Source organism: Mesorhizobium sp. M8A.F.Ca.ET.161.01.1.1 (genome assembly GCF_004792105.1).
Taxonomy (GTDB): domain Bacteria; phylum Pseudomonadota; class Alphaproteobacteria; order Rhizobiales; family Rhizobiaceae; genus Mesorhizobium.
On record NZ_SRTD01000021.1, the window covers coordinates 13,911 to 36,579 of the forward strand.

The 22,669-nt window shown below is 64.4% G+C and carries 25 protein-coding genes; 15 read left to right on the forward strand and 10 right to left on the reverse strand.

Features of this window, described 5'->3' with window-relative positions; translation table 11 throughout:
- The first annotated feature begins 30 nt into the window (after positions 1-30).
- From tesB to EN804_RS30555, 7 genes are all read left to right on the forward strand, one after another.
- Positions 31-891, forward strand: coding sequence for an acyl-CoA thioesterase II (tesB, locus tag EN804_RS30525; protein ID WP_135921986.1), 861 nt, complete (start codon positions 31-33; stop codon positions 889-891).
- 303 nt (positions 892-1,194) lie between these two features.
- On the forward strand, positions 1,195-1,533 hold the full coding sequence (locus tag EN804_RS30530) for a P-II family nitrogen regulator (RefSeq protein ID WP_127280023.1): 339 nt from the start codon (positions 1,195-1,197) through the stop codon (positions 1,531-1,533).
- A 31-nt stretch (positions 1,534-1,564) separates the two neighbouring features.
- Entirely contained in the window at positions 1,565-2,920 is a 1,356-nt protein-coding gene (locus EN804_RS30535) for an ammonium transporter (protein ID WP_127280024.1), read from the forward strand.
- A gap of 454 nt (positions 2,921-3,374) precedes the next feature.
- Entirely contained in the window at positions 3,375-3,653 is a 279-nt protein-coding gene (locus EN804_RS30540) for a hypothetical protein (protein ID WP_127280025.1), read from the forward strand.
- A 205-nt stretch (positions 3,654-3,858) separates the two neighbouring features.
- Complete coding sequence (locus tag EN804_RS30545) at positions 3,859-6,516, forward strand: DNA translocase FtsK (RefSeq protein WP_127872839.1); 2,658 nt, start codon at positions 3,859-3,861, stop codon at positions 6,514-6,516.
- A 134-nt stretch (positions 6,517-6,650) separates the two neighbouring features.
- Complete coding sequence (locus EN804_RS30550; RefSeq protein ID WP_135922014.1) at positions 6,651-7,331, forward strand: outer membrane lipoprotein carrier protein LolA; 681 nt, start codon at positions 6,651-6,653, stop codon at positions 7,329-7,331.
- Positions 7,332-7,404: 73 nt separating this feature from the next.
- On the forward strand, positions 7,405-8,211 hold the full coding sequence (locus tag EN804_RS30555; RefSeq protein ID WP_135883213.1) for an exodeoxyribonuclease III: 807 nt from the start codon (positions 7,405-7,407) through the stop codon (positions 8,209-8,211).
- Positions 8,212-8,260: 49 nt separating this feature from the next.
- Here EN804_RS30555 and EN804_RS30560 read toward each other — a convergent pair whose 3' ends face one another.
- A complete protein-coding gene (locus tag EN804_RS30560; RefSeq protein WP_127278261.1) occupies positions 8,261-8,716 on the reverse strand; it encodes a cyclic nucleotide-binding domain-containing protein in 456 nt (151 codons plus the stop codon).
- A gap of 123 nt (positions 8,717-8,839) precedes the next feature.
- Positions 8,840-9,523: a response regulator transcription factor gene (locus EN804_RS30565; RefSeq protein WP_027145512.1), complete on the reverse strand. Its 684-nt coding sequence runs from the start codon at positions 9,521-9,523 to the stop codon at positions 8,840-8,842.
- A 144-nt stretch (positions 9,524-9,667) separates the two neighbouring features.
- On the opposite strand from EN804_RS30565, the gene EN804_RS30570 reads away from it, so the two are divergent.
- On the forward strand, positions 9,668-10,204 hold the full coding sequence (locus EN804_RS30570; RefSeq protein WP_167531445.1) for a L,D-transpeptidase: 537 nt from the start codon (positions 9,668-9,670) through the stop codon (positions 10,202-10,204).
- A gap of 117 nt (positions 10,205-10,321) precedes the next feature.
- Here EN804_RS30570 and EN804_RS30575 read toward each other — a convergent pair whose 3' ends face one another.
- The gene (locus EN804_RS30575; RefSeq protein WP_127278259.1) at positions 10,322-10,564 is read right to left on the reverse strand and encodes a hypothetical protein; all 243 of its coding nucleotides are present in this window, start codon (positions 10,562-10,564) and stop codon (positions 10,322-10,324) included.
- 165 nt (positions 10,565-10,729) lie between these two features.
- Here EN804_RS30575 and gcvA point away from each other — a divergent pair, with 165 nt between their 5' ends.
- Complete coding sequence (gene gcvA, locus EN804_RS30580) at positions 10,730-11,662, forward strand: transcriptional regulator GcvA (RefSeq protein ID WP_135863394.1); 933 nt, start codon at positions 10,730-10,732, stop codon at positions 11,660-11,662.
- Between the two features lie 25 nt (positions 11,663-11,687).
- Here gcvA and EN804_RS30585 read toward each other — a convergent pair whose 3' ends face one another.
- The 7 genes from EN804_RS30585 to tsaD are packed head-to-tail and all read right to left on the reverse strand — an operon-like array spanning position 11,688 to position 16,432.
- Positions 11,688-12,431: a glycosyltransferase family 25 protein gene (locus EN804_RS30585; RefSeq protein ID WP_127278257.1), complete on the reverse strand. Its 744-nt coding sequence runs from the start codon at positions 12,429-12,431 to the stop codon at positions 11,688-11,690.
- 17 nt (positions 12,432-12,448) lie between these two features.
- Positions 12,449-12,865, reverse strand: coding sequence for a DUF1761 domain-containing protein (locus EN804_RS30590; RefSeq protein WP_127278256.1), 417 nt, complete (start codon positions 12,863-12,865; stop codon positions 12,449-12,451).
- Between the two features lie 23 nt (positions 12,866-12,888).
- On the reverse strand, positions 12,889-13,614 hold the full coding sequence (locus EN804_RS30595) for a methyltransferase (protein ID WP_189524134.1): 726 nt from the start codon (positions 13,612-13,614) through the stop codon (positions 12,889-12,891).
- Entirely contained in the window at positions 13,569-13,994 is a 426-nt protein-coding gene (locus EN804_RS30600) for an EVE domain-containing protein (protein ID WP_127278254.1), read from the reverse strand. Before EN804_RS30600 ends, EN804_RS30595 begins: the two co-directional genes overlap by 46 nt.
- A gap of 17 nt (positions 13,995-14,011) precedes the next feature.
- The gene (locus EN804_RS30605) at positions 14,012-14,308 is read right to left on the reverse strand and encodes a YciI-like protein (RefSeq protein WP_135921987.1); all 297 of its coding nucleotides are present in this window, start codon (positions 14,306-14,308) and stop codon (positions 14,012-14,014) included.
- Positions 14,309-14,327: 19 nt separating this feature from the next.
- Positions 14,328-15,350 carry an NAD(P)H-dependent glycerol-3-phosphate dehydrogenase gene (locus tag EN804_RS30610; RefSeq protein WP_127872846.1) on the reverse strand — a complete coding sequence of 341 codons (1,023 nt, stop codon included), beginning with the start codon at positions 15,348-15,350 and terminating at the stop codon, positions 14,328-14,330.
- A complete protein-coding gene (tsaD, locus tag EN804_RS30615) occupies positions 15,347-16,432 on the reverse strand; it encodes a tRNA (adenosine(37)-N6)-threonylcarbamoyltransferase complex transferase subunit TsaD (RefSeq protein ID WP_189343598.1) in 1,086 nt (361 codons plus the stop codon). The genes EN804_RS30610 and tsaD overlap by 4 nt, the downstream gene beginning before the upstream one ends.
- A 103-nt stretch (positions 16,433-16,535) precedes the next feature.
- Here tsaD and hemC point away from each other — a divergent pair, with 103 nt between their 5' ends.
- The 6 genes from hemC to EN804_RS30645 all read left to right on the forward strand — a co-directional run bounded on the left by hemC (position 16,536) and on the right by EN804_RS30645 (position 22,656).
- Entirely contained in the window at positions 16,536-17,474 is a 939-nt protein-coding gene (gene hemC, locus EN804_RS30620) for a hydroxymethylbilane synthase (protein WP_135921988.1), read from the forward strand.
- A 2-nt stretch (positions 17,475-17,476) separates the two neighbouring features.
- Positions 17,477-18,193, forward strand: a complete 717-nt coding sequence (locus EN804_RS30625) for a uroporphyrinogen-III synthase (RefSeq protein ID WP_135921989.1) — start codon at positions 17,477-17,479, stop codon at positions 18,191-18,193.
- Between the two features lie 110 nt (positions 18,194-18,303).
- Complete coding sequence (locus tag EN804_RS30630) at positions 18,304-19,782, forward strand: COG4223 family protein (RefSeq protein ID WP_135921990.1); 1,479 nt, start codon at positions 18,304-18,306, stop codon at positions 19,780-19,782.
- A 10-nt stretch (positions 19,783-19,792) separates the two neighbouring features.
- Positions 19,793-21,388 carry a heme biosynthesis protein HemY gene (locus EN804_RS30635; protein ID WP_127277926.1) on the forward strand — a complete coding sequence of 532 codons (1,596 nt, stop codon included), beginning with the start codon at positions 19,793-19,795 and terminating at the stop codon, positions 21,386-21,388.
- Between the two features lie 53 nt (positions 21,389-21,441).
- Positions 21,442-21,921 carry a TerB family tellurite resistance protein gene (locus tag EN804_RS30640; protein WP_135921991.1) on the forward strand — a complete coding sequence of 160 codons (480 nt, stop codon included), beginning with the start codon at positions 21,442-21,444 and terminating at the stop codon, positions 21,919-21,921.
- An 18-nt stretch (positions 21,922-21,939) separates the two neighbouring features.
- Positions 21,940-22,656 carry a glutamine amidotransferase gene (locus EN804_RS30645; RefSeq protein ID WP_127277928.1) on the forward strand — a complete coding sequence of 239 codons (717 nt, stop codon included), beginning with the start codon at positions 21,940-21,942 and terminating at the stop codon, positions 22,654-22,656.
- The last annotated feature ends 13 nt before the right edge of the window (positions 22,657-22,669 follow it).

The following is a 22,669-nucleotide window of genomic DNA, read 5'->3' on the forward strand; positions in this document are numbered from 1 at the left end:
CATAGCAATTTTGCGGCGAGGTCACAAAACATGACGGCGGCGATCGACGAGCTTCTGCGCATTCTCGACCTCGAGAGGCTGGAACACAATCTGTATCGTGGTCGCAGCCCCCAGGTGGAGTGGCAGCGCGTGTTCGGCGGCCAGACCATCGCCCAGGCGCTGGTGGCGGCGCAGCGCACGGTGGAGCAGGACCGTTTCGTGCATTCGCTGCACGGCTATTTCATGCGCCCGGGCGACATCAAGGTGCCGATCATCTACGAGGTCGACCGCATCCGCGACGGCGGTTCCTTCACCACGCGGCGCGTGCTGGCGATCCAGCACGGACAGGCGATCTTTTCGCTGGAGGCTTCGTTCCAGGTCGACGAGAAAGGGCTCGAGCATCAGTTCGCGCTGCCCGACGACGTGCCGCCGCCGGAAGGGCTGAAGACGCAGCGCCAGCTGCTCGAAACTGCCGACCGGGTGCCGGAAGCGGTGCGCCGTTTCTGGGCGCGCGAGCGGCCGCTGGAACTGAGACCCGTCAATCTCCAGCACTATGAAAGCCGCGACAAGCTGCCGCCCCGGCAGAATGTCTGGATCCGCCTTGCCGGTCCCGTCCCCGACGACCGCGCGCTGCAGTCGGTGCTGCTCGCCTATCTTTCCGACATGACGTTGCTCGACACCTCGACCTTCGCGCATGGGCGCGGCCTGTTCGATCCCGACATCCAGGCCGCCAGCCTCGACCATTCGATGTGGTTCCACCGGCCGCATTCGCTCGATGGCTGGCTGCTCTATGCACAGGACAGTCCCTCGAGCTCGGGATCGCGCGGTTTCAGCCGCGGCACGCTCTATGCCCGTGACGGCACGCTGATTGCCTCGATGGCACAGGAAGGCCTGATCCGGCTCAAGCGTTGAGCACTTTGCGGGTCTTTGTTTGAGCATGATCTTTTCCGAAACCCAGCCTCGCCTTTTCGGGGTCACTCCCAAAGCCGGCAAAATAGGCAATTTCGAAAAATTGCATAATTTTTGAGCATATGATGCACCGCAGGCGCCAGCACCTGCCGGTTCCGGCCACTCCATTCCCTTTGTTTACAACAGGTTAATACCCTGCTTCGGCACTTGGCACGGAGCTTGAATCCTTGGGGGCACTCTCCGGCTCCTCGGGATCGGTGAAGGTGTGCAAACGCGGGGGACCGCAACAGCAAAGGGTGAAACCTTATGAAAATCGTGATGGCAATCATCAAGCCGTTCAAGCTGGACGAGGTGCGCGAGGCGCTCACCGCCGTCGGCATCCAGGGCCTGACCGTCACCGAAGTCAAAGGCTACGGGCGTCAGAAGGGACATACGGAAATCTATCGCGGGGCGGAATACGCGGTCTCCTTCCTGCCGAAGATCAAGATCGAAGTCGCGGTCGCGGCCGACATGGTCGACAAGGCCGTCGAAGCCATCACCGCCGCAGCCAAGACCGGTCAGATCGGCGACGGCAAGATCTTCGTTTTCGGCATCGACCAGGCGGTGCGCATCCGCACCGGCGAAACAGACACCGACGCACTCTGAGCGGCGAACACGTATTCCAATGGAGAGTTCAATGAATATTCCTTCCACCTTGAAGACGACGGGACGGGCGGCCCTGCTGGGCTCGCTCGCTCTCGCAGCGTTGGGCAGCGTCGCCGCCTTCGCGCAGGAAGCCGCACCCGCTGCGGCGGCTGCCGCGCCGGCTGCCGCTCCGACCCCGGTGCTCGATACCGGCAACACCGCCTGGATGCTGACCTCGACGGCGCTGGTGCTGATGATGACCATCCCGGGCCTGGCGCTGTTCTACGGCGGCATGGTGCGCAAGAAGAACGTGCTTGCCACCATCATGCAGAGCTTCGCCATCACCTGCCTGGTGACGGTGCTGTGGTTCATGTTCGGCTATTCGCTGGCCTTCTCCGACGGCGGCGGCATGAATGCCTATCTCGGCGGCACCTCGAAATTCTTCCACCACGGCATCACCACCGCGAGCCTGTGGCTGCCGGGTGTGGCCAACATCCCTGAATTCGTCTTCTCGATGTTCCAGATGACCTTCGCCATCATCACGCCGGCGCTGATTGCCGGCGCCTTCGCCGAACGCTTCAAGTTCTCGGCACTGCTGATCTTCATGGCGCTGTGGCTGCTGGTCGTCTACGTGCCGATCGCGCATTGGGTCTGGGGTGGCGGTTTCCTCGGTACGGCTGGCGTTCTCGACTTCGCCGGCGGCACGGTCGTCCACATCAATGCCGGTGTGGCGGGCCTCGTCTGCGCGCTGGTGCTCGGCAAGCGCGAAGGCTATGGCACCACCAACATGGCACCGCACAACCTTGTCTATTCGGTCATCGGCGCATCGCTGCTGTGGGTCGGCTGGTTCGGCTTCAACGCCGGTTCGGAACTGGCGGCCGACGGCCTTGCCGGTGCCGCCATGCTCAACACCCAGGTCGCCACAGCCGCCGCGGCTCTGGCCTGGATGTTCGCCGAATGGATCATCGCCAAGAAGCCTTCCGTGCTCGGCATCATCTCGGGCGCCGTGGCCGGCCTCGTCGCGGTGACGCCGGCTTCCGGTTTCGTCAATCCGACCGGCGCCTTCATCGTCGGCATCGTCGCCGGCGTCGTCTGCTACCTCTCGGCGGTCAAGGTGAAGCACATGTTCGGCTATGACGACTCGCTCGATGCCTTCGGCGTGCATGGCGTCGGCGGCGTGATCGGCGCCTTGCTGACCGGCGTGCTCGCCGACCCGGCGATCAACAGCCTCTCGTCGGGCGCTTCGCTCGGCAAGCAGATCTACGGTGTCGCCGTCACCATTATTTGGACGGCGGTTGCCACCTTCGTCATCCTCTACGTCGTCAAGGCGCTGGTCGGCCTGCGTCCCACGACCCAGGAAGAGGTCGAAGGCCTCGACATTTCCCAGCATGGCGAAGTGGTGCCGTAAGGCATCCTTGCCACGGGGCCGGCGGAACCCTCCTCCCGCCGGCCCCGTACCTCCAGGCACTTCCGGAAAATCGCAAAGGCACTTTTCCTGGAATTGCTGGAGTTCTTTGTTTTTACGCAATTCCGGACGGAAAACCGCGAAAGCACTTTTCCTGGAATTGCTCGAGTTCTTTGTTTTTACGCAATTCCGGACGGAAAACCGCAAAAGCACTTTTCCTGGAATTGCTTTGAAAAGCATCCCGTCGTGACGTCCTCGAAAGGGACTCACGCCTTGAGGCCCGGATCGCTCCGGGCCTCTTTTTTGGCAATTCTTCTTTCTGGTGGAGATCAACTTCGCGCAATCACGTTCGCGTGAAGGAGATTTTCGAGGAAACATCGACCGCCCTGTCTCCGAACTGTGGAGGCGCCCGTCGTTCTGACGCTCGTGTTTCGAAACATAGGGAAGGAATTTGCTCATGAACCTCAAGGATATCTGCCTCGGGGCACTCGCGCTTTCCATGGTCAGCGGCTTTGCATTTGCCGGCGCACTGGACGAGCCGGACAACATGGCGCCGTTCTTCACCGATTCCAGCATGAAAACCATGAAGCCGATGGAGGAATTCAAGGCAGCTTTCATGGCCATGCCGAAGGAGAAGCAGGACGCCATGATGAAGGAATGCCAGGACGCGGCGATGAGCAAGCCGCACGCCGAGTTCTGCGCCAATGTGAAGATGCTCGGCGGCGCCAACAAGTAAACGCACGGCCGACCCGACCAATGGATGGCGGGCCGAAGCGCCCGCCATTTTCATGTGACGCGAGCGCTGGAGGTGTCGATGTCGAAAGGACGATCGCCGCAGCCTTATAGTTAATGCGCCCTTAACCTTCCCACGCCTAGTCTGGCATCCGAATCTGCCGGAGTGCGTCATGCGCTCGGGCCAGGCAATCAAGACGGGGAAGAGCATGCGTTCAGGGGCTTCAGCACCGCTTGCGCTGACCGATACCGGGGGCGGCATCCAGGCATTCGCGCGGCGCCAGGTCGGCCGGCTGGTCGGCGCCGGCCTGTTCGCGTTCACCGCCTTCGCCGTCGCAAGCCTCGCGACCTGGAACGTCGCCGACCCGAGCTTCTCGCACGCCACCGCCAACACCGTCACCAACGCCATGGGCTATGCCGGCGCGGTCTTCTCCGACCTTGCGATGCAGTTCTTCGGCCTTGCCGCGGTTGCCGCGCTGGTTCCGGCCGTCGTCTGGGGCTATCTGCTGTTTTCGGCGCGCGGCGTCGACCGGCTGCCCAAGCGCGGGCTGTTCTGGTTCGGTTTTGCGCTGCTCGCCGCCGCGATCGCGGGCTGCGTGGTTCCGCCCAAGACCTGGCCGCTGCCTACCGGCCTCGGCGGCGTCTTCGGCGACATGGTGCTCAAGATTCCCGGCGTCCTCATCGGCGGCTATCCGACCGGACTGGTCGCCAGCGTGCTCGCCATATTGCTGGCTGCACCGGCGCTCTGGCTGTTCGCCTATGGCGCGGCGCTGATCGGGCGCAAGAACGGCTTCGCCGTGATGGAAGAACCGGCCGCGGCGGACCCGCGCGAGGACGAGCTTCTCTTCGACAATGACGAGGACGAGGGTGACGAGGGCATATTGGCGCTCGGCGCCATCACCCATTGGTGGCTGTCGTTGCGCGCGTGGATGCATCGCCGCGCGGTGCGCCGCAGGCAGGAGCGCGATGAGTTCGAGCCGGAGATGGAGCCACGCGCCAGTGCTTGGCGACGTGCCGCCGAACGGGTCGAGTCGGCCGAGTTCGCCGAATCCCGCATGAGCCAGGACGGTCGCGCCCGTGTCGAACCGGAATTCTTCGCCGCCATGGTGAACGACCGCGGCGTCTCCGTTGATCCGGCCGACGACGATGTCTTCGGCCGCGACGACGAGGACATGGATTTCGACGACGAGCCCGTCGCCCAGCGGCGTGCCCCCACTGCCAAGGTCCAGCAATTCCGTTCCGATGCCGCCACCCGGGTCGAGGCGCCGGCGGCGCGACCCGTGCCTGGCGCCCGCGTCCAGCGCGAGGCGCAGACCTCGCTGATCGGTTCGGACACGTTCGAAATGCCGTCGCTGCATTTCCTGTCCGAACCCAAGAACGTCGCGCGCGACCCAAGTCTTTCCAAGGACGCGCTGGAACAGAACGCGCGCCTGCTCGAAGGCGTGCTGGAGGATTTCGGCGTCAAGGGCGAGATCATCGCCGTTCGCCCGGGTCCGGTCGTCACCCTTTATGAGCTCGAACCCGCGCCGGGCATCAAGTCGTCGCGCGTCATCGGCCTCTCCGACGACATCGCCCGCTCGATGAGCGCGATCGCCTGCCGCGTCGCCGTCGTACCCGGCCGCAACGCCATCGGCATCGAGCTGCCAAACGCCAAGCGCGAGACGGTTTATCTCAGGGAGATCATGGCCAGCCGCGATTTCGAGACGACCAAGGCCAAGCTGGCGTTGGCGCTGGGCAAGACCATCAACGGCGAGGCCGTCATCGTCGACATCGCCAAGATGCCGCACGTGCTGGTCGCCGGCACCACCGGTTCGGGCAAGTCGGTCGCCATCAACACGATGATCCTGTCGCTGCTCTACCGGCTCACGCCGCAGGAATGCCGGCTGATCATGATCGATCCGAAGATGCTCGAACTCTCCGTCTATGACGGCATTCCGCATCTTTTGACGCCGGTCGTGACCGATCCGAAGAAGGCCGTGGTGGCGCTGAAATGGACCGTGCGCGAGATGGAGGACCGCTACCGCAAGATGTCCAAGGTCGGCGTGCGCAACATTGACGGTTTCAACGCCCGCGTCCAACAGGCCGAGAAGAAGGGCGAAAAGATCTCGCGCACCGTACAGACCGGCTTCGACCGCCAGACCGGCGAGGCGATCTACGAGACCGAGAATCTCGATCTCGAGCCGATGCCCTATATCGTTGTCATCATCGACGAAATGGCCGACCTGATGATGGTCGCCGGCAAGGACATCGAAGGCGCCGTCCAGCGCCTGGCGCAGATGGCGCGCGCCGCCGGCATCCATGTCATCATGGCGACGCAACGTCCCTCGGTCGATGTCATCACCGGCACCATCAAGGCCAATTTCCCGACCCGCATCTCCTTCCAGGTGACGTCGAAGATCGACAGTCGCACCATTTTGGGCGAGCAGGGCGCCGAGCAGCTGCTTGGCATGGGCGACATGCTCTACATGGCCGGCGGCGGCCGCATCCAGCGCGTGCACGGGCCGTTCGTCTCCGATGACGAGGTCGAGAAGATCGTCGGGCACCTGAAGCTGCAGGGCGTGCCGGAATATCTCGACGCCATCACCGAGGATGACGGCGAGGACGACGACGAGCCGTCCGGAAAGGGCGGTTCCGGTGGCGGAAGCGGTGGCAATTTCGAGGATTCCGACGATCCCTACGATCAAGCGGTCTCGGTGGTGCTGCGCGACGGCAAGGCCTCGACCAGCTACATCCAGCGGCGTCTGGGCATCGGCTATAACAGGGCCGCCTCGATCATCGAGAAGATGGAAAAGGAAGGCATTGTCGGCCCGGCCAACCATGCCGGAAAACGCGAAATCCTGGTGCCGACCGAAGACGACAAATTCTAGCTGGTGGGAGTTCGCGGCAACTTTGAACCTGCTGGCGCGTTCAAGCGATTGAGCAGCGATCGCCTCGCCAAACTTCAGCCCAACTGGGGGTTCACGACAGCGACCAAATCAGGAATCAAACGAGAGTGACCGATATGAAAAACGATCTTTCAGCGCTCAGCGATCTTGCCCCGACACGCCGCCAGTTGCTTGGCCTCGGTCTTGTGTTCGCCGGTGCCGCCGCCCTCAACGTGGTGCCCGGATTCGAGCTGCTGGCCTCGGCGCAGGCGGCCGCGCCTCCGGCGGCGCAAAAGATCGCCGACCATTTCTCAGCGGTCAAATCGATGAGCGGCGAATTCGTCCAGTTCGGCCCCAAAGGCGAGCAGACCGGCGGCAAATTCTTCCTGGAACGGCCGGGCAAGATCCGCTTCAATTATGACGGAGCTTCGAATTTCCGGGTGATTTCCGACGGCAGATCAGTTGCTATCCTCAACAAGAAACTGAACACGTCGGACCTTTATCCGCTATCAAAGACGCCGCTGAAGCTGCTGCTCGACGACCGCATCGACCTCTCCGGCGACCGCGTCAAGAGCGTCAAGGAAGAGGACGACCTCACCACCATCCAGCTCTCCGACAAGTCGGTTTTCGGCAATGCGCGAATCACCATGATGTTCGACCCGAAAACCTACGACCTGCGGCAGTGGACGATTACCGACGCGCAGGGCAAGGACACGACGGTGATGATCTTCAACACCAAGGAAGGCGTCAGTTTCGCGCCGGACACCTTCGCCATCGACTATACGGCCAATCGCGAGCTGAACACGAAAACCAGGTAGGTTTCGTCGCCTCGCTTGTCTTTCCGGCGTGCGGCTGGCAGTAGTTCGGCGATCTCTCGCCGGACTCCTCCGCATGCCCTTTTCGATCGCGACCTGGAACATCAACTCCGTGCGCCTGCGCATGCCGATCATCGAACGCCTGCTCGATGAGTATGCGCCCGATGTGCTTTGCCTGCAGGAAACCAAGGTCCCGGACGAGCTCTTTCCCGAAAAAGCCTTTCGCAAGGTCGGCTATCCCTACATCGCCTTCCATGGCCAGAAGGGCTATCACGGCGTGGCGACGGTGGCGCGGCGGCCGATCGAGGTCGTCGAAAGGCGCCGCTTCTGCGACATCGAGGACAGCCGGCATCTGTCGGTGACGGTGCGGGCCGGCGGCAAGACAATCCTGCTGCACAATTTCTACGTTCCCGCGGGCGGCGACGAACCGGATCCCGAGATCAACAGGAAGTTCAGGCACAAGCTCGATTTCGTCGCCGAGATGAATGCCATCCGGGCCGAGCATGACGAGGTGTCGGCCTCGGTGCTGGTCGGAGACCTCAATATCGCGCCGCTGGAGCATGATGTCTGGTCGCACAAGCAATTGCTCAACGTGGTCAGCCACACGCCGGTCGAGACCCAAAACTTCGAGGCGATGCGGCTGGCCGGCGGCTGGGTCGACCTGATGCGGCTCAACGTGCCATCGGAACAGAAGCTCTACACCTGGTGGAGCTATCGTGCGCAGGATTGGGAGGCGTCCAATCGCGGCCGACGGCTCGACCATGTCTGGTCGTCGCCAAACCTGGTGCCTGATTTTGCCGGCTATGAGATCCTCCGGCAGGCACGTGGCTGGGACCGGCCTTCGGACCATGTGCCGGTCATCGCCAGGTTTGATCTGGATTAGTGCCACGTAGGTTTCGCGACGAATGTAGTGTGGTTCCGCTGGTTGTGCCTCAACCCGAAAAGCGCGGGGCCAGTTCCTCGATGCGGCGGATCATGTCGTGGAATTCCTCGGAGATGCGCTGGTGCAGTTTCACCGCCAATTCCGGATACTCCTCGAGGATGCGCCGGAACATCTTGCGGCTCAGCCTTATCACTTCCGAGTCGATTTCGGCCGAGGCGCTGGTCAGCCGGTTGGTGTCGGCGATCAGCGCCAGTTCGCTGAGCATCGTGCCGGGGCCGACTTTTCCAATCGGGATGCGCTCGCCGTCTTGCTCGCGATAGAGCACGATGAGCCCGCTGACCACGACATAGGCCGAGTCGGCCACGTCGTCCTCGCGATAAAGCTTGTGGTCCGCCTGCACCAAAGTGGTCTCGGCACCGAAGGCGAGCAGGCGCAGCTGTTCCTGCGTGAAGCCCTCGAAAAGCCTCACGGCGGACAGGATGCGGATGTCGTCATCCAGCGCCATCTAGCTGTGTCCCCGAACGGTCAGTCCAATCCCCTCCTCTGCGGTACGCTTCCTGAATCCCCCTCCAACAGGATCGTACCCGAAAACGGCCCCGTCCAGACCGCTCATTGGATAGTGAAATGTTTAAGGAACCAGCTTGTAGCCGCCGCTTTCTGTCACAAGAATTTCGGCATTGGAAGGATCACGCTCGATCTTCTGGCGCAGACGGTAGACATGGGTTTCCAGCGTGTGCGTGGTGACGCCGGAATTGTATCCCCACACTTCCTCCAGCAGCACGTCACGCGTTACCACCTTCTGGTCGGCGCGATAGAGATATTTGATGATCGAGGCCTCCTTTTCCGTCAGCCGCACCTTGCCGCCGCGCGGGTCAATGAGCAGTTTCTGGCTGGGCTTGAAGGTGTAGGGGCCGACCGAGAAGGTCGCGTCCTCGCTCTGCTCGTGCTGGCGCAACTGCGCCCGGATACGGGCAAGCAGCACCGCGAAGCGGAACGGCTTGGTCACATAGTCGTTGGCGCCGGCCTCGAGGCCCAGAATCGTGTCCGAATCGGTGTCGTGGCCGGTCAGCATGATGATGGGCGCCTTGTAGCCGCCCTTGCGCAGGATCTTCACCGCTTCCCTGCCATCCATGTCGGGCAAGCCGACATCCATGATGAGCAGATCGATGAGCCCGCCGCGCGCAGCGGTGACGCCTTTTGCCGCAGTGGATTCCTGCAGCACGTCGAATTCCTCGTAGAGGGACAGTTGCTCGACCAATGTGCCGCGCAGGTCGTCATCGTCGTCGACGATCAGGATGGTACGTGAGGTCATGGATCAATCCGTTGTTTTGAAAAGTGAATTCAGTTGACCGCTGCGTATTTATGCGGAAGCTGGCCGGCACAATAGCCGATCACAGTGATTTGTTCCGTGGCACGATCATACAAGAAAAAACGCGATCGCAATGCAGCCGGCGCAATTTTGGCAAAAGGGCTGCCCGTACTGACCGTGCGGGCGAGGCCAGGCCACCCAAGCCAAGGCCTGCTGCAGGCCGGCAAAACGGTGTTTGCGTGCGCGCTCGGGCGCGGCGGCATCTCGTCCGGCAAGCGGGAAGGCGACGGCGCCACGCCGCTCGCTTCGATGCGCATCCTGGCGGGCTATTTTCGGGGGGATCAGTTTGCCGCCGGCCGCAAGACGCGGCTGGCTATGGCGCCGATCGGGCCGGATCTCGGCTGGTGCGAGGTACCAGACGACCGCAACTATAACAGGCCGGTCAGGATTCCCTATGGCGCCAGCCACGAACGCATGCGGCGCGACGACCGGCTCTATGACGCCTGCCTGGTGCTCGACTGGAATATCGCGCCGCGCCGCCGCGGGCGCGGCAGCGCCATCTTCTTCCACCTGGCGCGCCCCGGCTTTACGCCGACGGAAGGTTGCGTTGCGGTGACCGCGCGCACGATGGCGCGGCTTTTGCCGCTGCTGTCGGACCGGACGGTGGTGAGGGTGGTGAGGTAAGGAATAGGGAATAGGGAATAGGGAATAGGGAATAGGGAAAGTCTTCAGTAGGAGCAGGCACGCCCAGGCCCCATCATCTGCCCTACTCCCTACTCCCTACTCCCTACTCCCTACTCCCTACCTCTTCCTATTCCGCTGCCAGCCGATGTCGAGAAGGCCCAGCCGGCCGGTCTCACGGTCCATGGCCTTCGCGATGTCCTTGCGGGCGGCGCCGATATCGCGCAACTGGCGGTCGGACAGGTCCTCGACGTCCTGGTGGGCAAGATTGATCGCGACCCTGGCCTGCCGCAGCCAATCACGGGCAGCCGACAGCCAGCTTGGCCGGGCGATGTATGCAGGGTGAAGAACGATGTGAGACATGATGGGATTCCTATACTCCGGACATCAAATCCGGTTTGATGGTGTTTTGATGCTGCAATCATGCCGGATTGAAAAACAAACGAGAAACGAGTAGTTCTTTTCTCATCATCAAGTTTTATTTGAGAATTGAGGCTTCATGGATCGCTTCGATCGGGCCGGGCGCTGATGGCGGCCCTGTTGCCGGGAACGCGGGCGCTAAGAACGCTGGAGGCGGCGGCCCGGCACCTCAATTTCACCCGCGCCGCCGACGAGCTCGGCCTGACGCCCGCCGCCGTCAGCCATCAGATCAAGGAAATCGAGGATCAGCTCGGCATCGTGCTGTTCACCCGCACCAGCCGCACCATCCGACTGACGGAAGCGGGCGCGGTGCTGTACGAGGCGGCGACCGACACGCTCGACCTGCTTGGCCGGGCGGTGATGCGGGCGCGCAAGATGGCGCGCGGCACCGAATTCCTGAAAGTGACGCTGGATGCCCAGTTCGCGGCGAAATGGCTGATGCGGCGCGTCGAGAATTTCCGCAAACTGCGGCCGGGCATCGAACTCAGGTTCGACATCGCCTATGGCTTGCGCGATTTCGATCTCGACGACGTCGATGTCGGCATCCGCTTCGGCGCCGGCAAATATCCGGGGCTCTGCGCGCATCGCCTGTTCGACAACATCATCATTCCCGTGTGCAGTCCGGGCCTCCTGGCATCCGGGCCGCCCCTGCGCGAGCCGCGCGACCTGTTCAACCACACGCTTGCCCATATCGAATGGGCCCGCCAGGGCGTGACATGGCCGAACTGGCGCATGTGGATGGCGGCGGCCGGCATCAACGATTTCGACGACAGCCGCACCGTCGTCTTCGGCACGTCCACGGATGCCGTCCAGGCAGCGCTCGACGGCAATGCCGTCGCGCTCGCCGATTTCGCCATGGTGGCAAACGACTTGTCCGAGGGCCGGCTGGTGCGGCCCTTCGAGCTCAGCATCAGGGTTGCGCCGGAATTCGCCTATTTCCTTGTCTATCCGCAGGCGACAGCCGAGGATCCCCGTATCGTCGCCTTCCGCGAATGGATTCTGGAGGAGGTGGCGAGGACGCGCAGCGCGGACAAGCTGTAGGCGGCTTCGCGAGGTTCGGCCTTCCTTAGGACCGGGCGTTGTGGCCGAAGATCATGCGCCGGTACTTTTTCACGTTCCATTTCAGCTTCTTGTAGAGAAGCGGCTGTCTCTTGCCGGCGACGGACGTTTGGAAAGCGCCGTTCTCGCTGCCCTGCTCGACGATCGGCCGCTCGAACCACAGCATTTCAACACCGAGCTTCTCGTCCATCTGTTCGATCTGGTGGTCGATGGCCGTGTATATCTTGTTTTGCGCAATCCAGTTGCAACGGGCTTCGGCGACCGGCCGGGTGATCAGGTAGGAATCGGCGCAGCGGGCATGGAGCGCCGGGTAAAGCTTCTGGCCTTTGCGCAATTTCCAGCTCGGCGTGTAGTAGTTGCTTCCATTGCCGAGATAGATGACGGCCTTGCGGTTGGGATCGCCGAGTTCGGCGAGCCCCTGCCGGAACTTGGCGACAAAGTCGCGAGCGAGGAAGACGTCATCCTCGAACACCAGGCAATAGGGCTGGTCGGTTTCGAGGAAATCACGCCAGATGCCGACATGCTTCAGCGCCAGCGAGACAGCCGCCGGGTGTGTAAAGTCTGGAGCGACCAGTTCGGCCCGGATATCGGGCGTGATGTCAGGCTGGTCCCAGTCGGTGTAGAAGGTGACCGGCACGCCGCGCCGCTCGAACTCGCGCACGATATGCCGGCGCCGGTCGTCATAGCCATTCTTGACATGACAGATCCGGCTGAACACCAGGTCGCGCGGAAAGCCGGTTTCGTCCGCCATCAAAACTAGCGCTCCATTCAGGCCGCGACGGCGCCGAACCAGCCGATCACCACACCGATGATCAGCAGCACGCCGAGCCAATGGCCACCATCGATGAGGGTCAGGTCCCAGCCGAAATTCTCGTAGCGATGGTTGACCGACAGCGTCGTGGCGACGAAACCCAGCCAAAGCACGAAGCCGAAGATCAGCCCCGCCAGCCAGGTCGGCTCACCACCCGTCATCGCGCCGACGACCAGGGCCATGACCAGCGCCATAATCAGTTCCGCGATGAAGGAGATGACGAAGGGCAGCGGCGATTTCTTCATCGTCGCCGGATCGAGCTTGGCGGCCTTCAGCCAGGGCTTGCTCAACGCCATGTACCAGGCGGCGCCGAACAGCCATGCGACGACGGCGGCGGCGACCACCGCCATCCAGTTCACTGCTGAAAAATCCATGAGCTTCCCCCTCCAGATGCGGTTTATGGAAACGCCTGTTCGGCGATGGCGTCAAGCAGTCGCCACACGGTCGTACGTTTGACCTCGGCATCCTCGAGCGCCCGTGTCACCGGCACCTGATAGACGCCAAGCGGCGCCAGCCCCGATCGCGGCAGGTAGGACCGGCCGGGATCGCCGACCAGTATGTCGGCGCCACGCCGTTTGAGCGCCGAAAACCACGGCATCAGCCGGTCGGCGAAGGGTTTGTCATAGAAGACGTCGCCAGCCAGGACCACGTCCCAGCCCGCATCGGTGCCGATACAGTCCGCGCCGAGGAATTCGATCGGCACACCATTGGCCTCGCTGTTGAGACGAACCGCGGTGGCGCAGAACGGGTCGATGTCGGCGGCGGTCACGGCCGCCGCACCGGCCTTCGCGGCGGCGATGGCGACGAGGCCGGAACCCGAGGCGAAGTCGAGCACGCGCTTGCCTCGCACCATGGCGGGATGGTCGATGACATAGCGGGCGAGGCCCTGGCCGCCGGCCCAGGCAAAAGCCCAGAAGGGCGGCGGCAGGCCGATCTCGACCAGTTCGTCCTCGGTCCGCTGCCAAAGATCGTGCGCTTCGTCGGCGAGGTGGAGAAGAATCTCCGGTACATGCGGCGGCGCCATCAGCGCCGTGTTGTCGAGAATGAACTGCCTGGCGCTGTCGGGAGTGAGCGCCGTCACGGCGCAGGCGTCAGGCCGCCCATGCGGCAGACTTCCTTCCATTCGGCCGGCGTCACCGGCTGCACGGAAAGCCGTCCGAGCCGCACCAGCGCCATCTCGGCCAGTTTTGGATTGGCCTTGACGTCTTCCAGCGTCGGCGGGTTCGGCACGTCCCTGACGGCGCGGATGTCGACACACTCCCAGCGCGGATCATCCGATGTGGTGTCGGGATGGGCCAGCGCGCAGACCTCGGCGATGCCGACCACGTTCAGCCCCTCGTTGGAATGGTAGAAGAAGCCGAGATCGCCGATCTGCATGGCCTTCATGTTGTTGCGGGCGGCGTAGTTGCGCACGCCGTCCCATTGGGTGCCGGCCTTGCCCTTGGCCTTCAACGCCTCGAAGGAGAAAACCGAGGGTTCGGATTTGAACAGCCAGTAGTTCATTTTCGTTCTCCTGCCGGTTAGCCGGCCGCCGGCTTGTTGAAGACCCAGTTCCACGGGCGGATTTCGACGCTCTCGAACAGCCCTGCCTTGGCATAGGGGTCGGCGGCCGACAGCGCCTGCGCTCTGGCCATATCGGGCGCTTCGATCACGGCGAGCGTGCCGTTCGGCTTGCCATCAGCATCGAGGAACGGGCCGGCGAAGGCCAGCTTCTTCTCGCCATTCAGCGCCTCGAGAAAGGCGACATGCGCGGGCCGCGTATCAACGCGCACCTGCAGGCTTCCGGGCTTGTCCTTGCAAATCAGTGCAAACAGCATGTCTTTCTCCTGATGGTCGTCAATCGTTGGTCTCGGTCTTCAGCGGCCGGGTCATCAAGGCCGTCACGGCCTCGCCGATGGTGATGGTGCCGTCCAGGATGGCGGCCACGGCGGCGATGATCGGCGCATCGATGTTGCGCTCGGCGGCGATGCGGGCGGCGATGGCCGCCGTCGGCACGCCCTCGGCCAGCGGCAGCCCGGAAAGCGCCTTGCCTTGCCCGAGCGCCAGCCCATAAGCGAAATTGCGCGATTGGGTGGACGAGCAGGTGAGCAGCAGGTCGCCGAGGCCGGAAAGCCCCATCAGGGTCTCGGGCCTGGCGCCGAAGGCGGCACCGATGCGGCGCAGCTCGACGAAGCCGCGCGTGACCATGGCGGCCTGGGCGCTGGCGCCGAGCCCGGCCCCGGTGACGGCGCCGGCGGCGATGGCGAAGACGTTCTTCAAGGCGCCGCCGATCTCGACGCCGATCAGGTCGTCGCTCGAATAGCAGCGCAGGTTTTCCGCCGAGAAACGGGCGGCAAGGTCGGCGGCGAGCGCCTCGTCGCCGGCGGCCACCACCACCGCCGTCGGCAGGCCGCGGGCGACATCGCTGGCGAAGCTCGGCCCGGACAAGGCGGCGACCGGGTTTCGCGGCAGGATTTCCAGGGCGATTGCCGACAGCAAGGCGCCGGTGTCGCGCTCGATGCCCTTGGCGCAGAGCACGAGCGGAATGCCGGCCGGCATATGATCCTTCGCGGCCGCCAGAGTCGCGCGCAACGCCTGCGCCGGCGTCACCGCCAGCACGCAATCGGCGCCAGTGAGCGCCGCCTCGATGTCGCTCGTTGCCTCGATGCCTGGCGCGATGGCGATGCCGGGCAGGTAGCGTGGGTTCTCGCCTCGACCGATCGAGGCCACGGTTTCAGGGTCACGCGCGAACAGCCGCACGGCATGGCCGGCGCGCAGCATGGCCAGCGCCAGCGCCGTGCCCCAGGCGCCGCCGCCGAGCACGGCGACACGCCAGCCACTTTTGCCCCGGCCCGCGCTCTTCGTGGCCCGATCTGTCATGCCTTGGCTCCGCGCCGACCGGAGCCGACCATTGGCGTCGAGACGCTGTCCAGGGGCCAGCGCGAGCGCGGCACGAAATCGAAGCCGTTCTCCTGCGCCATGCCTGCGCGCAGCCGCTCGATGCCGGCCCAGGCAATCATCGCGGCATTGTCGGTGCACAATTTCAGCGGCGGCGCGACGAAGGTGAAGCCGGCCTCGGCGCAGAGCCGTTCCAGCGTCGCCTTGATGGCGCGGTTGGCGGCGACGCCGCCGGCGACGACCAGCGACGGGCTTTTCGTGCCAGGGAATGTCTCGCGAAAGCGTGCCAGGGCGCGAGAAACGCGGTCGGCCAATGCATCGGCGACCGCCGCCTGGAACGACGCGCAGATGTCGGCGACATCCTGGTCGCTCAGGGGCTCGATCGCGGTTGCCGCCTGGCGCACGGCGGTCTTCAAGCCGGAAAAGGAAAAATCGGGCTGCGCCGAGCCCTTCATCGGCCGCGGGAAGGCAAAGCGCGACGGGTTGCCCGATAGCGCCGCCTTCTCGACATTCGGACCGCCGGGATAGGGCAGGCCGAGCATCTTGGCGGTCTTGTCGAAGGCTTCGCCGAGCGCGTCGTCGATGGTGGTGGCCCAGCGCTGATACTCGCCGACGCCGCGCACGGCGAGGATCTGCGTGTGGCCGCCGGAGACCAGCAGCAGCAGGTAGGGGAATTCGAGCCCGTCGGTCAGCCGCGCCGTCAAGGCGTGGCCTTCGAGGTGGTTGACGGCGATCAGCGGCTTGTTCGCCGCGGCGGCGATCGCCTTGGCCGTCATCAGGCCGACGATCAGCCCGCCGACGAGGCCTGGACCGGCGGTTGCGGCGATCGCGTCGATATCGGCCAGCGCCACGCCCGAATCGGCGAGCGCCGCCTCGACGATGCCGTCCAGCGCCTCGACATGCGCGCGCGCGGCGATCTCGGGCACGACACCGCCGAAGGCGGCATGTTCCTCGATTTGGGAGAGCACGACATTGGACAGGATTTTCGGCGCGGCATCGCCCTCCAGCGCCACGACGCTGGCGGCGGTCTCGTCGCAACTCGTCTCAATGCCCAGAACGCGGATCAATTCGTCGCTATCCCAAGAGATTGTTTATGAGGCTATTCCCCATTAGGAAAAGGCCGGCAAGACCTCGATTTCGCTCGGGGGTTATCACGGACCGCGCGCCATGCAAACTTTGAAAATCGGAACCTGCAAAATCGGAACGCGCGGCAGCCCGCTGGCGCTTGCCCAGGCGCATGAGACGCGTGTGCGGCTGATGAAAGGGCATGACCTTCCCGAGCAGGCGTTTGAAGTGGTACCCATCTCGACCAGCGGCGACCGTATTCAGGACCGGCCTCTGTCGGAGGCCGGCGGCAAAGGCCTGTTCACCAAGGAAATCGAGGAAGCGCTGCTCGACGGGCGTATCGACATCGCCGTGCATTCGTCGAAGGACATGCCGACGGTGCTTCCGGGCGGATTAGAGCTTTCCACTTTCCTGCCGCGCGAGGACGCGCGCGACGCTTTCATAGGCAAGGCGGTCGGGCGGATCGCCGATCTGCCGCATGGCGCCAAGGTCGGATCGTCATCGCTCCGTCGCCAGGCGCTGATCCGTAGGATGCGGCCGGATTTCGAGGTGGTGATGTTCCGCGGCAATGTGCAGACGAGGCTGCGCAAGCTGGATGAAGGCATCGCCGAGGGCACCATTCTCGCCTATGCCGGGCTGAAGCGGCTCGGGCTCGAAGGCGTGATTACCGACCTGATGCCGCTGGAGGATTTTCCGCCGGCGCCGGGACAAGGCGCGATCGGCATCGAAACGCGCGTCGGCGACCGTGATATCGAGACAATGCTTGCGGCGATCCATCACGTGCCGACGGGCCAGGCCTTGGCCTGCGAACGCGCGTTTCTCGCCACGCTCGACGGCTCGTGCCGCACACCGATCGCCGGCCATGCGACGGTGTCGGGCGGGAAACTGTCCTTTGCCGGGCTGATCATCTCGCCCGACGGCACGGAGTGGCATGACGTCCGGCTGGAAGGCGAGGCCACGGACGCGGCGGAAATAGGGGCTGACGCCGCGCGGGCGGTTCGCGCCAGGGCCGGCGAAAAGTTCTTCGACGGCTGGCTCTGAAAATGCTTCGCGTCCTGGTCACCAGACCGGAGCCCGGTGCATCGCGCACGGCGCGAAAGCTGAAAGAAATGGGTTTTGAGCCTCTTCTCCTGCCATTGACGGAGACGACGGCACTGCCGGTCGATGCCAAGGCGGTTCCGGACGATGTCGCAGCCGTCGCCATCACCAGCGCCAATGCCGTGCGCCATGCCTCTGGAGATCTGGTAGCGGCGCTTTCCAGGCTGCCTTGTCATGCTGTCGGCAAGAGGACCGCCGAGGCCGCGCGCAAAGTCGGTTTTCTGTCGGTCAGCGAGGGGCCTGGCGATGCCGAGGCGCTGGCCGACGGCATGGCGACCGCCTTTTCCGGCAAAACGATCGTCTATCTCTGTGGGCGCGTGCGGTTTGCTGCCTTCGAACAGAAGCTGGAAGCAGCGTATGTCCAGGTCCATGCCGTAGAGACTTATGACACGCTTGCGGTGAGCTATTCGGACGAAGCGATCCTTCCGCTGCTATCAGGCCAAGCGGTCGATGTGGTGCTGCTCTATTCGGCCAACGCCGCTGCCGCGATGCAGGTCCTGGCCAGACGACCCGCCCTGCAAAAAGCCTTTGAAAAGACGCGTTTTTTTGTCCTTTCCGCGCGCATCGCCGCCGCCTTCGGCGACAGCGCCGGCAAAGCAATCCGTGTCGCCGCACGGCCCGACGAGGAGGCGCTGCTGGCACTTTTGCGGGTACGGCCCTGACCCGCGTCATCACACCGCCCCTTTTCACCGCTTGGTGATGTGCTAGACCCTTTTTAGAACCATCACGCGCCGCCGCGCGTTGAGACGAAGCGAATTTGCGGAGCCCATGCATGGTCAAGACGCCGAAGATGCGACACTCGAAAAGCCGCCGCGAGCCGGTGACCATCGACCTCGATCCGGGCGCCGTCTCACGCATCGTCGACGAGGATGCCGCCAAGGTTACCGTCCAGACCGACGAGGCGAGGGCCGAGGAATCCGCGAACGCCTCGCGACCAGCGCTCCCGGAAGAGCCGGTGCATGCCGATCAGGCGGATCTCGAACCCTGGGAGCATGGCGACGCCGCCGCCGGGCGGTCCGGCACAGAGGCGCCGCCGCATGCCGAGGCCGAAGCCGCCGAGCCGGAAATGCCTTACCCCGGTTCGGATACACCTCCCAACCAGGCCAGGGCGTTCGACTACAGCTTCGAGGACGCTAGCACAAAGACCGGCGACGCCAATGCGGCTGCCGGAAAAACCGACTCAAGGAGCGAGCCGATGGCAGCGCAGCCGAAGCGGGGCGGCCTCAACGGCATCGCCGCCGGCATCATCGGCGGTGTCATCGCGCTGGTCGGCGCCGGTGGCCTGCAATTTGCCGGCCTGCTCGGCGCGCCGGGTTCCGCTCCCGGTGCCTCGCTCGACGGCGTCAATGGCGAGATCGCCTCGTTGAAGAGCGAAATCGCAGACATGAGGGAAGCCGGCAACAACAATGGTGCATCGGCCAAGGTCGACGGCCTGTCGTCGGCGCTCGACCAGGTCAAGAGCGATGTCGCGGCGCTGAAATCGGCGGTCGAAAAGGGCGGCGCCGGCGACAATGCCGGGCTCGCCGCACTTGGCGACAAGGTCAAGCAGATCGAAACGGCCGTCGCCGCTCTCGGCAAGGCCGGCAGCGCGGCGCCCGTCGATCTCGGCCCACTCAACGAAAAAATGGCCGGTCTCGATGCGCTGGTGAAGTCGACGGGCGAGGCGGCGAAGGCGCAGGAAGGCCGGCTTGCCGCGCTCGAGCAATCGGTGTCGCAGCTTTCCGGGAAGGTCGACGCACAGGCGTCGCAGCCGAAGATCGCGATCGCCATCGCGGCTTCCGCGCTCAAGGCCGCGCTCGACCGTGGCGCGCCGTTTTCGGCCGAACTCGATACGCTGGCCGCGATCTCGCCTGATGCGCCGCAGCTTGCGACCTTGCGTGCCTATGCCGAAAAGGGCGTGCCGACCCGCACCGAGATCGCCTCGCAGATGGACGTCGCCGCCAATGCCATGGTCGCCGCCGCCACGCCGGTCGACCAGAATGCCGGCTTCCTGCAGAATTTGATGTCGAGCGCCGAGTCACTGGTCAAGATCCGGCCGATCGGGGCCGTCGAAGGTAAAGGTGCGCCGGAAACCGTGGCGCGCATGGAGGTTGCGGTCACTCAGGGTGACTACGCCAAGGCGCTCAGCGAATATGACACGCTGCCGGAAGCCGCGAAGGCCGCGGGCGCCGACTTTGCCGGCAAACTGAAGGCGCGCATCGAGGTCGAAACCCAGGTCGACGCGCTGATCTCCGGCGCGATGAAGGCATGAGGGCAACACGATGATCCGCCTGCTCGCTTTCCTCATCGTCGTCTTCGCGCTCGGGCTGGGCTTTGCCTGGCTGGCCGACCGGCCGGGCGACATGGTCGTCACCTTCAACGGCTATCAGTACCAGGTCAGCCTGATGGTGGCGGCGGTGGCCGTCGTCGCCGTCGTCGCGGCGGTGATGATCGTCTGGTGGCTGATCAAGTCGCTGTGGAACAGCCCCTACACAATTTCGCGCTATTTCCGCGTGCGCCGCCGCGACCGTGGCTATCAGGCGCTGTCGACCGGCATGATCGCCGCCGGCGCCGGCGATGGGGCGCTGGCCCGCAAGAAGACCAAGGAAGCCGCCAAGCTGATCCGCTCCGACCAGGAGCCGTTGATCCATCTGCTCGAAGCGCAGGCATCGCTGCTCGAAGGCGACCATGAAGGTGCGCGGCAAAAATTCGAGAGCATGCTCGACGATCCGGAAATGCGGCTGCTTGGCCTGCGCGGGCTTTATCTGGAAGCCGAGCGCCTGGGCGACCGCAACGCCGCCCGGCACTATGCCGGCCGCGCCGCCGCAGTGGCGCCGCAACTGGCATGGGCGGCCGAATCGACGCTGGAGGAGCTGACCGCGCGCGGCGATTGGGACGGTGCGCTGAAACTGGTCGAGGCGCAGAAGTCGACGCGGCAGATCGAGCGCGATGCCGCCAACCGCCGCCGCGCCGTGCTGTTGACCGCCAAGGCGCAATCGCTCGCCGACAGCGATCCCGCGGCTGCCAGGACAGCGGCGATCGAGGCCAACAGACTCGCCCCCGACTTCGCGCCTGCCGCCGTTGCCGCCGCCGCCGCGCTGTTCAAACAGAACGACGTGCGCAAGGGCTCGAAGATCCTCGAGACCGCATGGAAGGCCGAGCCGCATCCCGAAATTGCCGAGCTTTACACCCATGCTAGGCCTGGCGACGCCGTGCTTGATCGGCTCAACCGGGCAAAGAAGCTGCAGGAGATGAAGAAGAACCACACCGAATCGTCGATGACGGTGGCGCGTGCGGCGCTCGACGCGCAGGATTTGTCGACCGCCCGCCGCGAGGCCGAAGCCGCGATCCGCATGGACCGCCGCGAGGGCGCCTATCTGCTCCTGGCCGACATTGAGGAGGCCGAGACCGGCGACCAGGGCAAAGTACGGCAGCTGCTCTCCAAGGCGGTTCGGGCGCCGCGCGATCCGGCCTGGGTCGCCGACGGCATCGTCTCCGAGCGCTGGGCGCCGGTCTCGCCGGTCACCGGGCGGCTCGACGCCTTCGAATGGCGCGCGCCGATGGAACGCCTTGGCCAACTGATCGACAGTCGCGATGTTGAACCGGATGCCCCGGTGGTAGCCATCGAGGCGACGGGCAGGCCTGAAAAGCCGGTCGAGGTGATCGATCATGCCGCCCCGGGCAACGAGGCAACGGGCAAGGACGCCGAAAGCCGCGAGGATCATGTCACCCCGGTCACGGCCGCCGCCTTTGCCGCGGTGCCGGCCGATGCCGAGGCCGTCGAGCCGGCGGAAGAACTGGCGCGCCTGCCGGACGATCCAGGCGTCGATCCGGACGACGAGGCGGAAAAGTCGCCACGCCGGTTCCGGCTGTTTTGATTTTGGCCATCGGGTGATTTGACCTGGCCATCGGGCCGTTTGGGAATGAATTGATGTTCGAGCGCGTTCTGTCGTTTCTCAGGGATTTACCGGCCGGCTCGGCCAGCCACACCAGCGCGGACGATCCGCGCGTCGCGGCTTCGGCGCTGCTCTACCATGTGATGAATGCCGATGGCGTGCGCCAGGATGTCGAGTGGGAGCGCTTCAAGGCGCTGCTGGCGCAGAGCTATTCGATCAGTGGTGCCGAACTCGAAGCGCTCGTCGCCGCCGGCGAGCGCGCCGACAACGAGGCGATCGACCTCTATGCCTTCACCAGCGTGCTCAAGCGCCATCTCGACGCGGAGGGGCGCAAGGCCTTCATCGGCCTGATGTGGGAGATCGTCTATGCCGATGGCGAGCTGCATGAGCTCGAGGACAATACGGTGTGGCGCGTTGCCGAGCTGATCGGCGTCGAGCGCCACGACCGGGTCGAGGCGCGCCGCCAGGCCGCGGCGCATGCGCCAGGCGCGCGCGGGACGTCAAGCGACGAATAGACGGGATTTCGCCCAACGATGCAGCGCGCAACGAGCCCGAAGCCAAAGATCCTGATCGTGCTGCATCAGGAGAATTCGAGCCCCGGACGCGTCGGCCACATGCTCTTGGAAGAAGGCTTCGATCTCGACATTCGCCGCCCGCCGCTCGGTGACGCCTTGCCGGAAACGCTGGATGGCCATGCCGGCGCGGTGGTGTTCGGCGGGCCAATGAGCGCCAATGACGAGGACGAGTTCGTCCGCCGCGAAACCAACTGGCTGGAAGTCCCGCTCAGGGAAAACCGGCCGTTGCTCGGCATCTGCCTGGGCGCGCAAATGCTGGCCAATCATCTCGGCGGCAAGGTCGAGGGCCACGGCGAAGGGCTGGTGGAGATCGGCTGGTATCCGCTGAAGGGGACCGAGGCCGGCAGGAAGCTGATGCACTGGCCCGAAATGGTCTACCAGTTCCACCGCGAGGGCTTTTCGCTGCCGAGCGACGCGACGCTGCTGGCCACGAACGAGACCTATCCCAACCAGGCCTTCCGCTATCGCGACAATGCCTGGGGCATCCAGTTCCATGGCGAACTCACCAGGGTGATGATGCAGCGCTGGGTGGTGCGCGGCGCCCATCGTTTCGAGCTACCCGGCGCCCAGCCCGGCCGCGACCATCTCGGCGGCCGGCTGATCTGGGACATGCACCTGAAGCGCTGGCTCGACGAGTTCTTGCGGATGATTTTTGGCGGGCCGGCGGCGCGTTAGGGCAGACCAGTGG

Excerpts from the sequence above, each read along its gene's own strand:
- EN804_RS30630 (WP_135921990.1), top strand. The coding sequence starts at position 18,304 with ATGGTCAAGACGCCGAAGATGCGACACTCGAAAAGCCGCCGCGAGCCG.
- EN804_RS30625 (WP_135921989.1), top strand. The coding sequence starts at position 17,477 with ATGCTTCGCGTCCTGGTCACCAGACCGGAGCCCGGTGCATCGCGCACG.
- EN804_RS30535 (WP_127280024.1), top strand. The coding sequence starts at position 1,565 with ATGAATATTCCTTCCACCTTGAAGACGACGGGACGGGCGGCCCTGCTG.
- EN804_RS30565 (WP_027145512.1), bottom strand. The coding sequence starts at position 9,523 with ATGACCTCACGTACCATCCTGATCGTCGACGACGATGACGACCTGCGC.
- EN804_RS30590 (WP_127278256.1), bottom strand. The coding sequence starts at position 12,865 with ATGGATTTTTCAGCAGTGAACTGGATGGCGGTGGTCGCCGCCGCCGTC.
- tesB (WP_135921986.1), top strand. The coding sequence starts at position 31 with ATGACGGCGGCGATCGACGAGCTTCTGCGCATTCTCGACCTCGAGAGG.
- EN804_RS30595 (WP_189524134.1), bottom strand. The coding sequence starts at position 13,614 with ATGGAAGGAAGTCTGCCGCATGGGCGGCCTGACGCCTGCGCCGTGACG.
- EN804_RS30585 (WP_127278257.1), bottom strand. The coding sequence starts at position 12,431 with ATGGCGGACGAAACCGGCTTTCCGCGCGACCTGGTGTTCAGCCGGATC.
- EN804_RS30645 (WP_127277928.1), top strand. The coding sequence starts at position 21,940 with ATGCAGCGCGCAACGAGCCCGAAGCCAAAGATCCTGATCGTGCTGCAT.
- EN804_RS30530 (WP_127280023.1), top strand. The coding sequence starts at position 1,195 with ATGAAAATCGTGATGGCAATCATCAAGCCGTTCAAGCTGGACGAGGTG.
- EN804_RS30610 (WP_127872846.1), bottom strand. The coding sequence starts at position 15,350 with ATGACAGATCGGGCCACGAAGAGCGCGGGCCGGGGCAAAAGTGGCTGG.
- EN804_RS30605 (WP_135921987.1), bottom strand. The coding sequence starts at position 14,308 with ATGCTGTTTGCACTGATTTGCAAGGACAAGCCCGGAAGCCTGCAGGTG.
- EN804_RS30555 (WP_135883213.1), top strand. The coding sequence starts at position 7,405 with ATGCCCTTTTCGATCGCGACCTGGAACATCAACTCCGTGCGCCTGCGC.
- EN804_RS30560 (WP_127278261.1), bottom strand. The coding sequence starts at position 8,716 with ATGGCGCTGGATGACGACATCCGCATCCTGTCCGCCGTGAGGCTTTTC.
- EN804_RS30550 (WP_135922014.1), top strand. The coding sequence starts at position 6,651 with ATGAAAAACGATCTTTCAGCGCTCAGCGATCTTGCCCCGACACGCCGC.
- EN804_RS30635 (WP_127277926.1), top strand. The coding sequence starts at position 19,793 with ATGATCCGCCTGCTCGCTTTCCTCATCGTCGTCTTCGCGCTCGGGCTG.
- EN804_RS30540 (WP_127280025.1), top strand. The coding sequence starts at position 3,375 with ATGAACCTCAAGGATATCTGCCTCGGGGCACTCGCGCTTTCCATGGTC.
- EN804_RS30545 (WP_127872839.1), top strand. The coding sequence starts at position 3,859 with ATGCGTTCAGGGGCTTCAGCACCGCTTGCGCTGACCGATACCGGGGGC.
- EN804_RS30600 (WP_127278254.1), bottom strand. The coding sequence starts at position 13,994 with ATGAACTACTGGCTGTTCAAATCCGAACCCTCGGTTTTCTCCTTCGAG.
- EN804_RS30575 (WP_127278259.1), bottom strand. The coding sequence starts at position 10,564 with ATGTCTCACATCGTTCTTCACCCTGCATACATCGCCCGGCCAAGCTGG.
- gcvA (WP_135863394.1), top strand. The coding sequence starts at position 10,730 with ATGGCGGCCCTGTTGCCGGGAACGCGGGCGCTAAGAACGCTGGAGGCG.
- EN804_RS30640 (WP_135921991.1), top strand. The coding sequence starts at position 21,442 with ATGTTCGAGCGCGTTCTGTCGTTTCTCAGGGATTTACCGGCCGGCTCG.
- hemC (WP_135921988.1), top strand. The coding sequence starts at position 16,536 with ATGCAAACTTTGAAAATCGGAACCTGCAAAATCGGAACGCGCGGCAGC.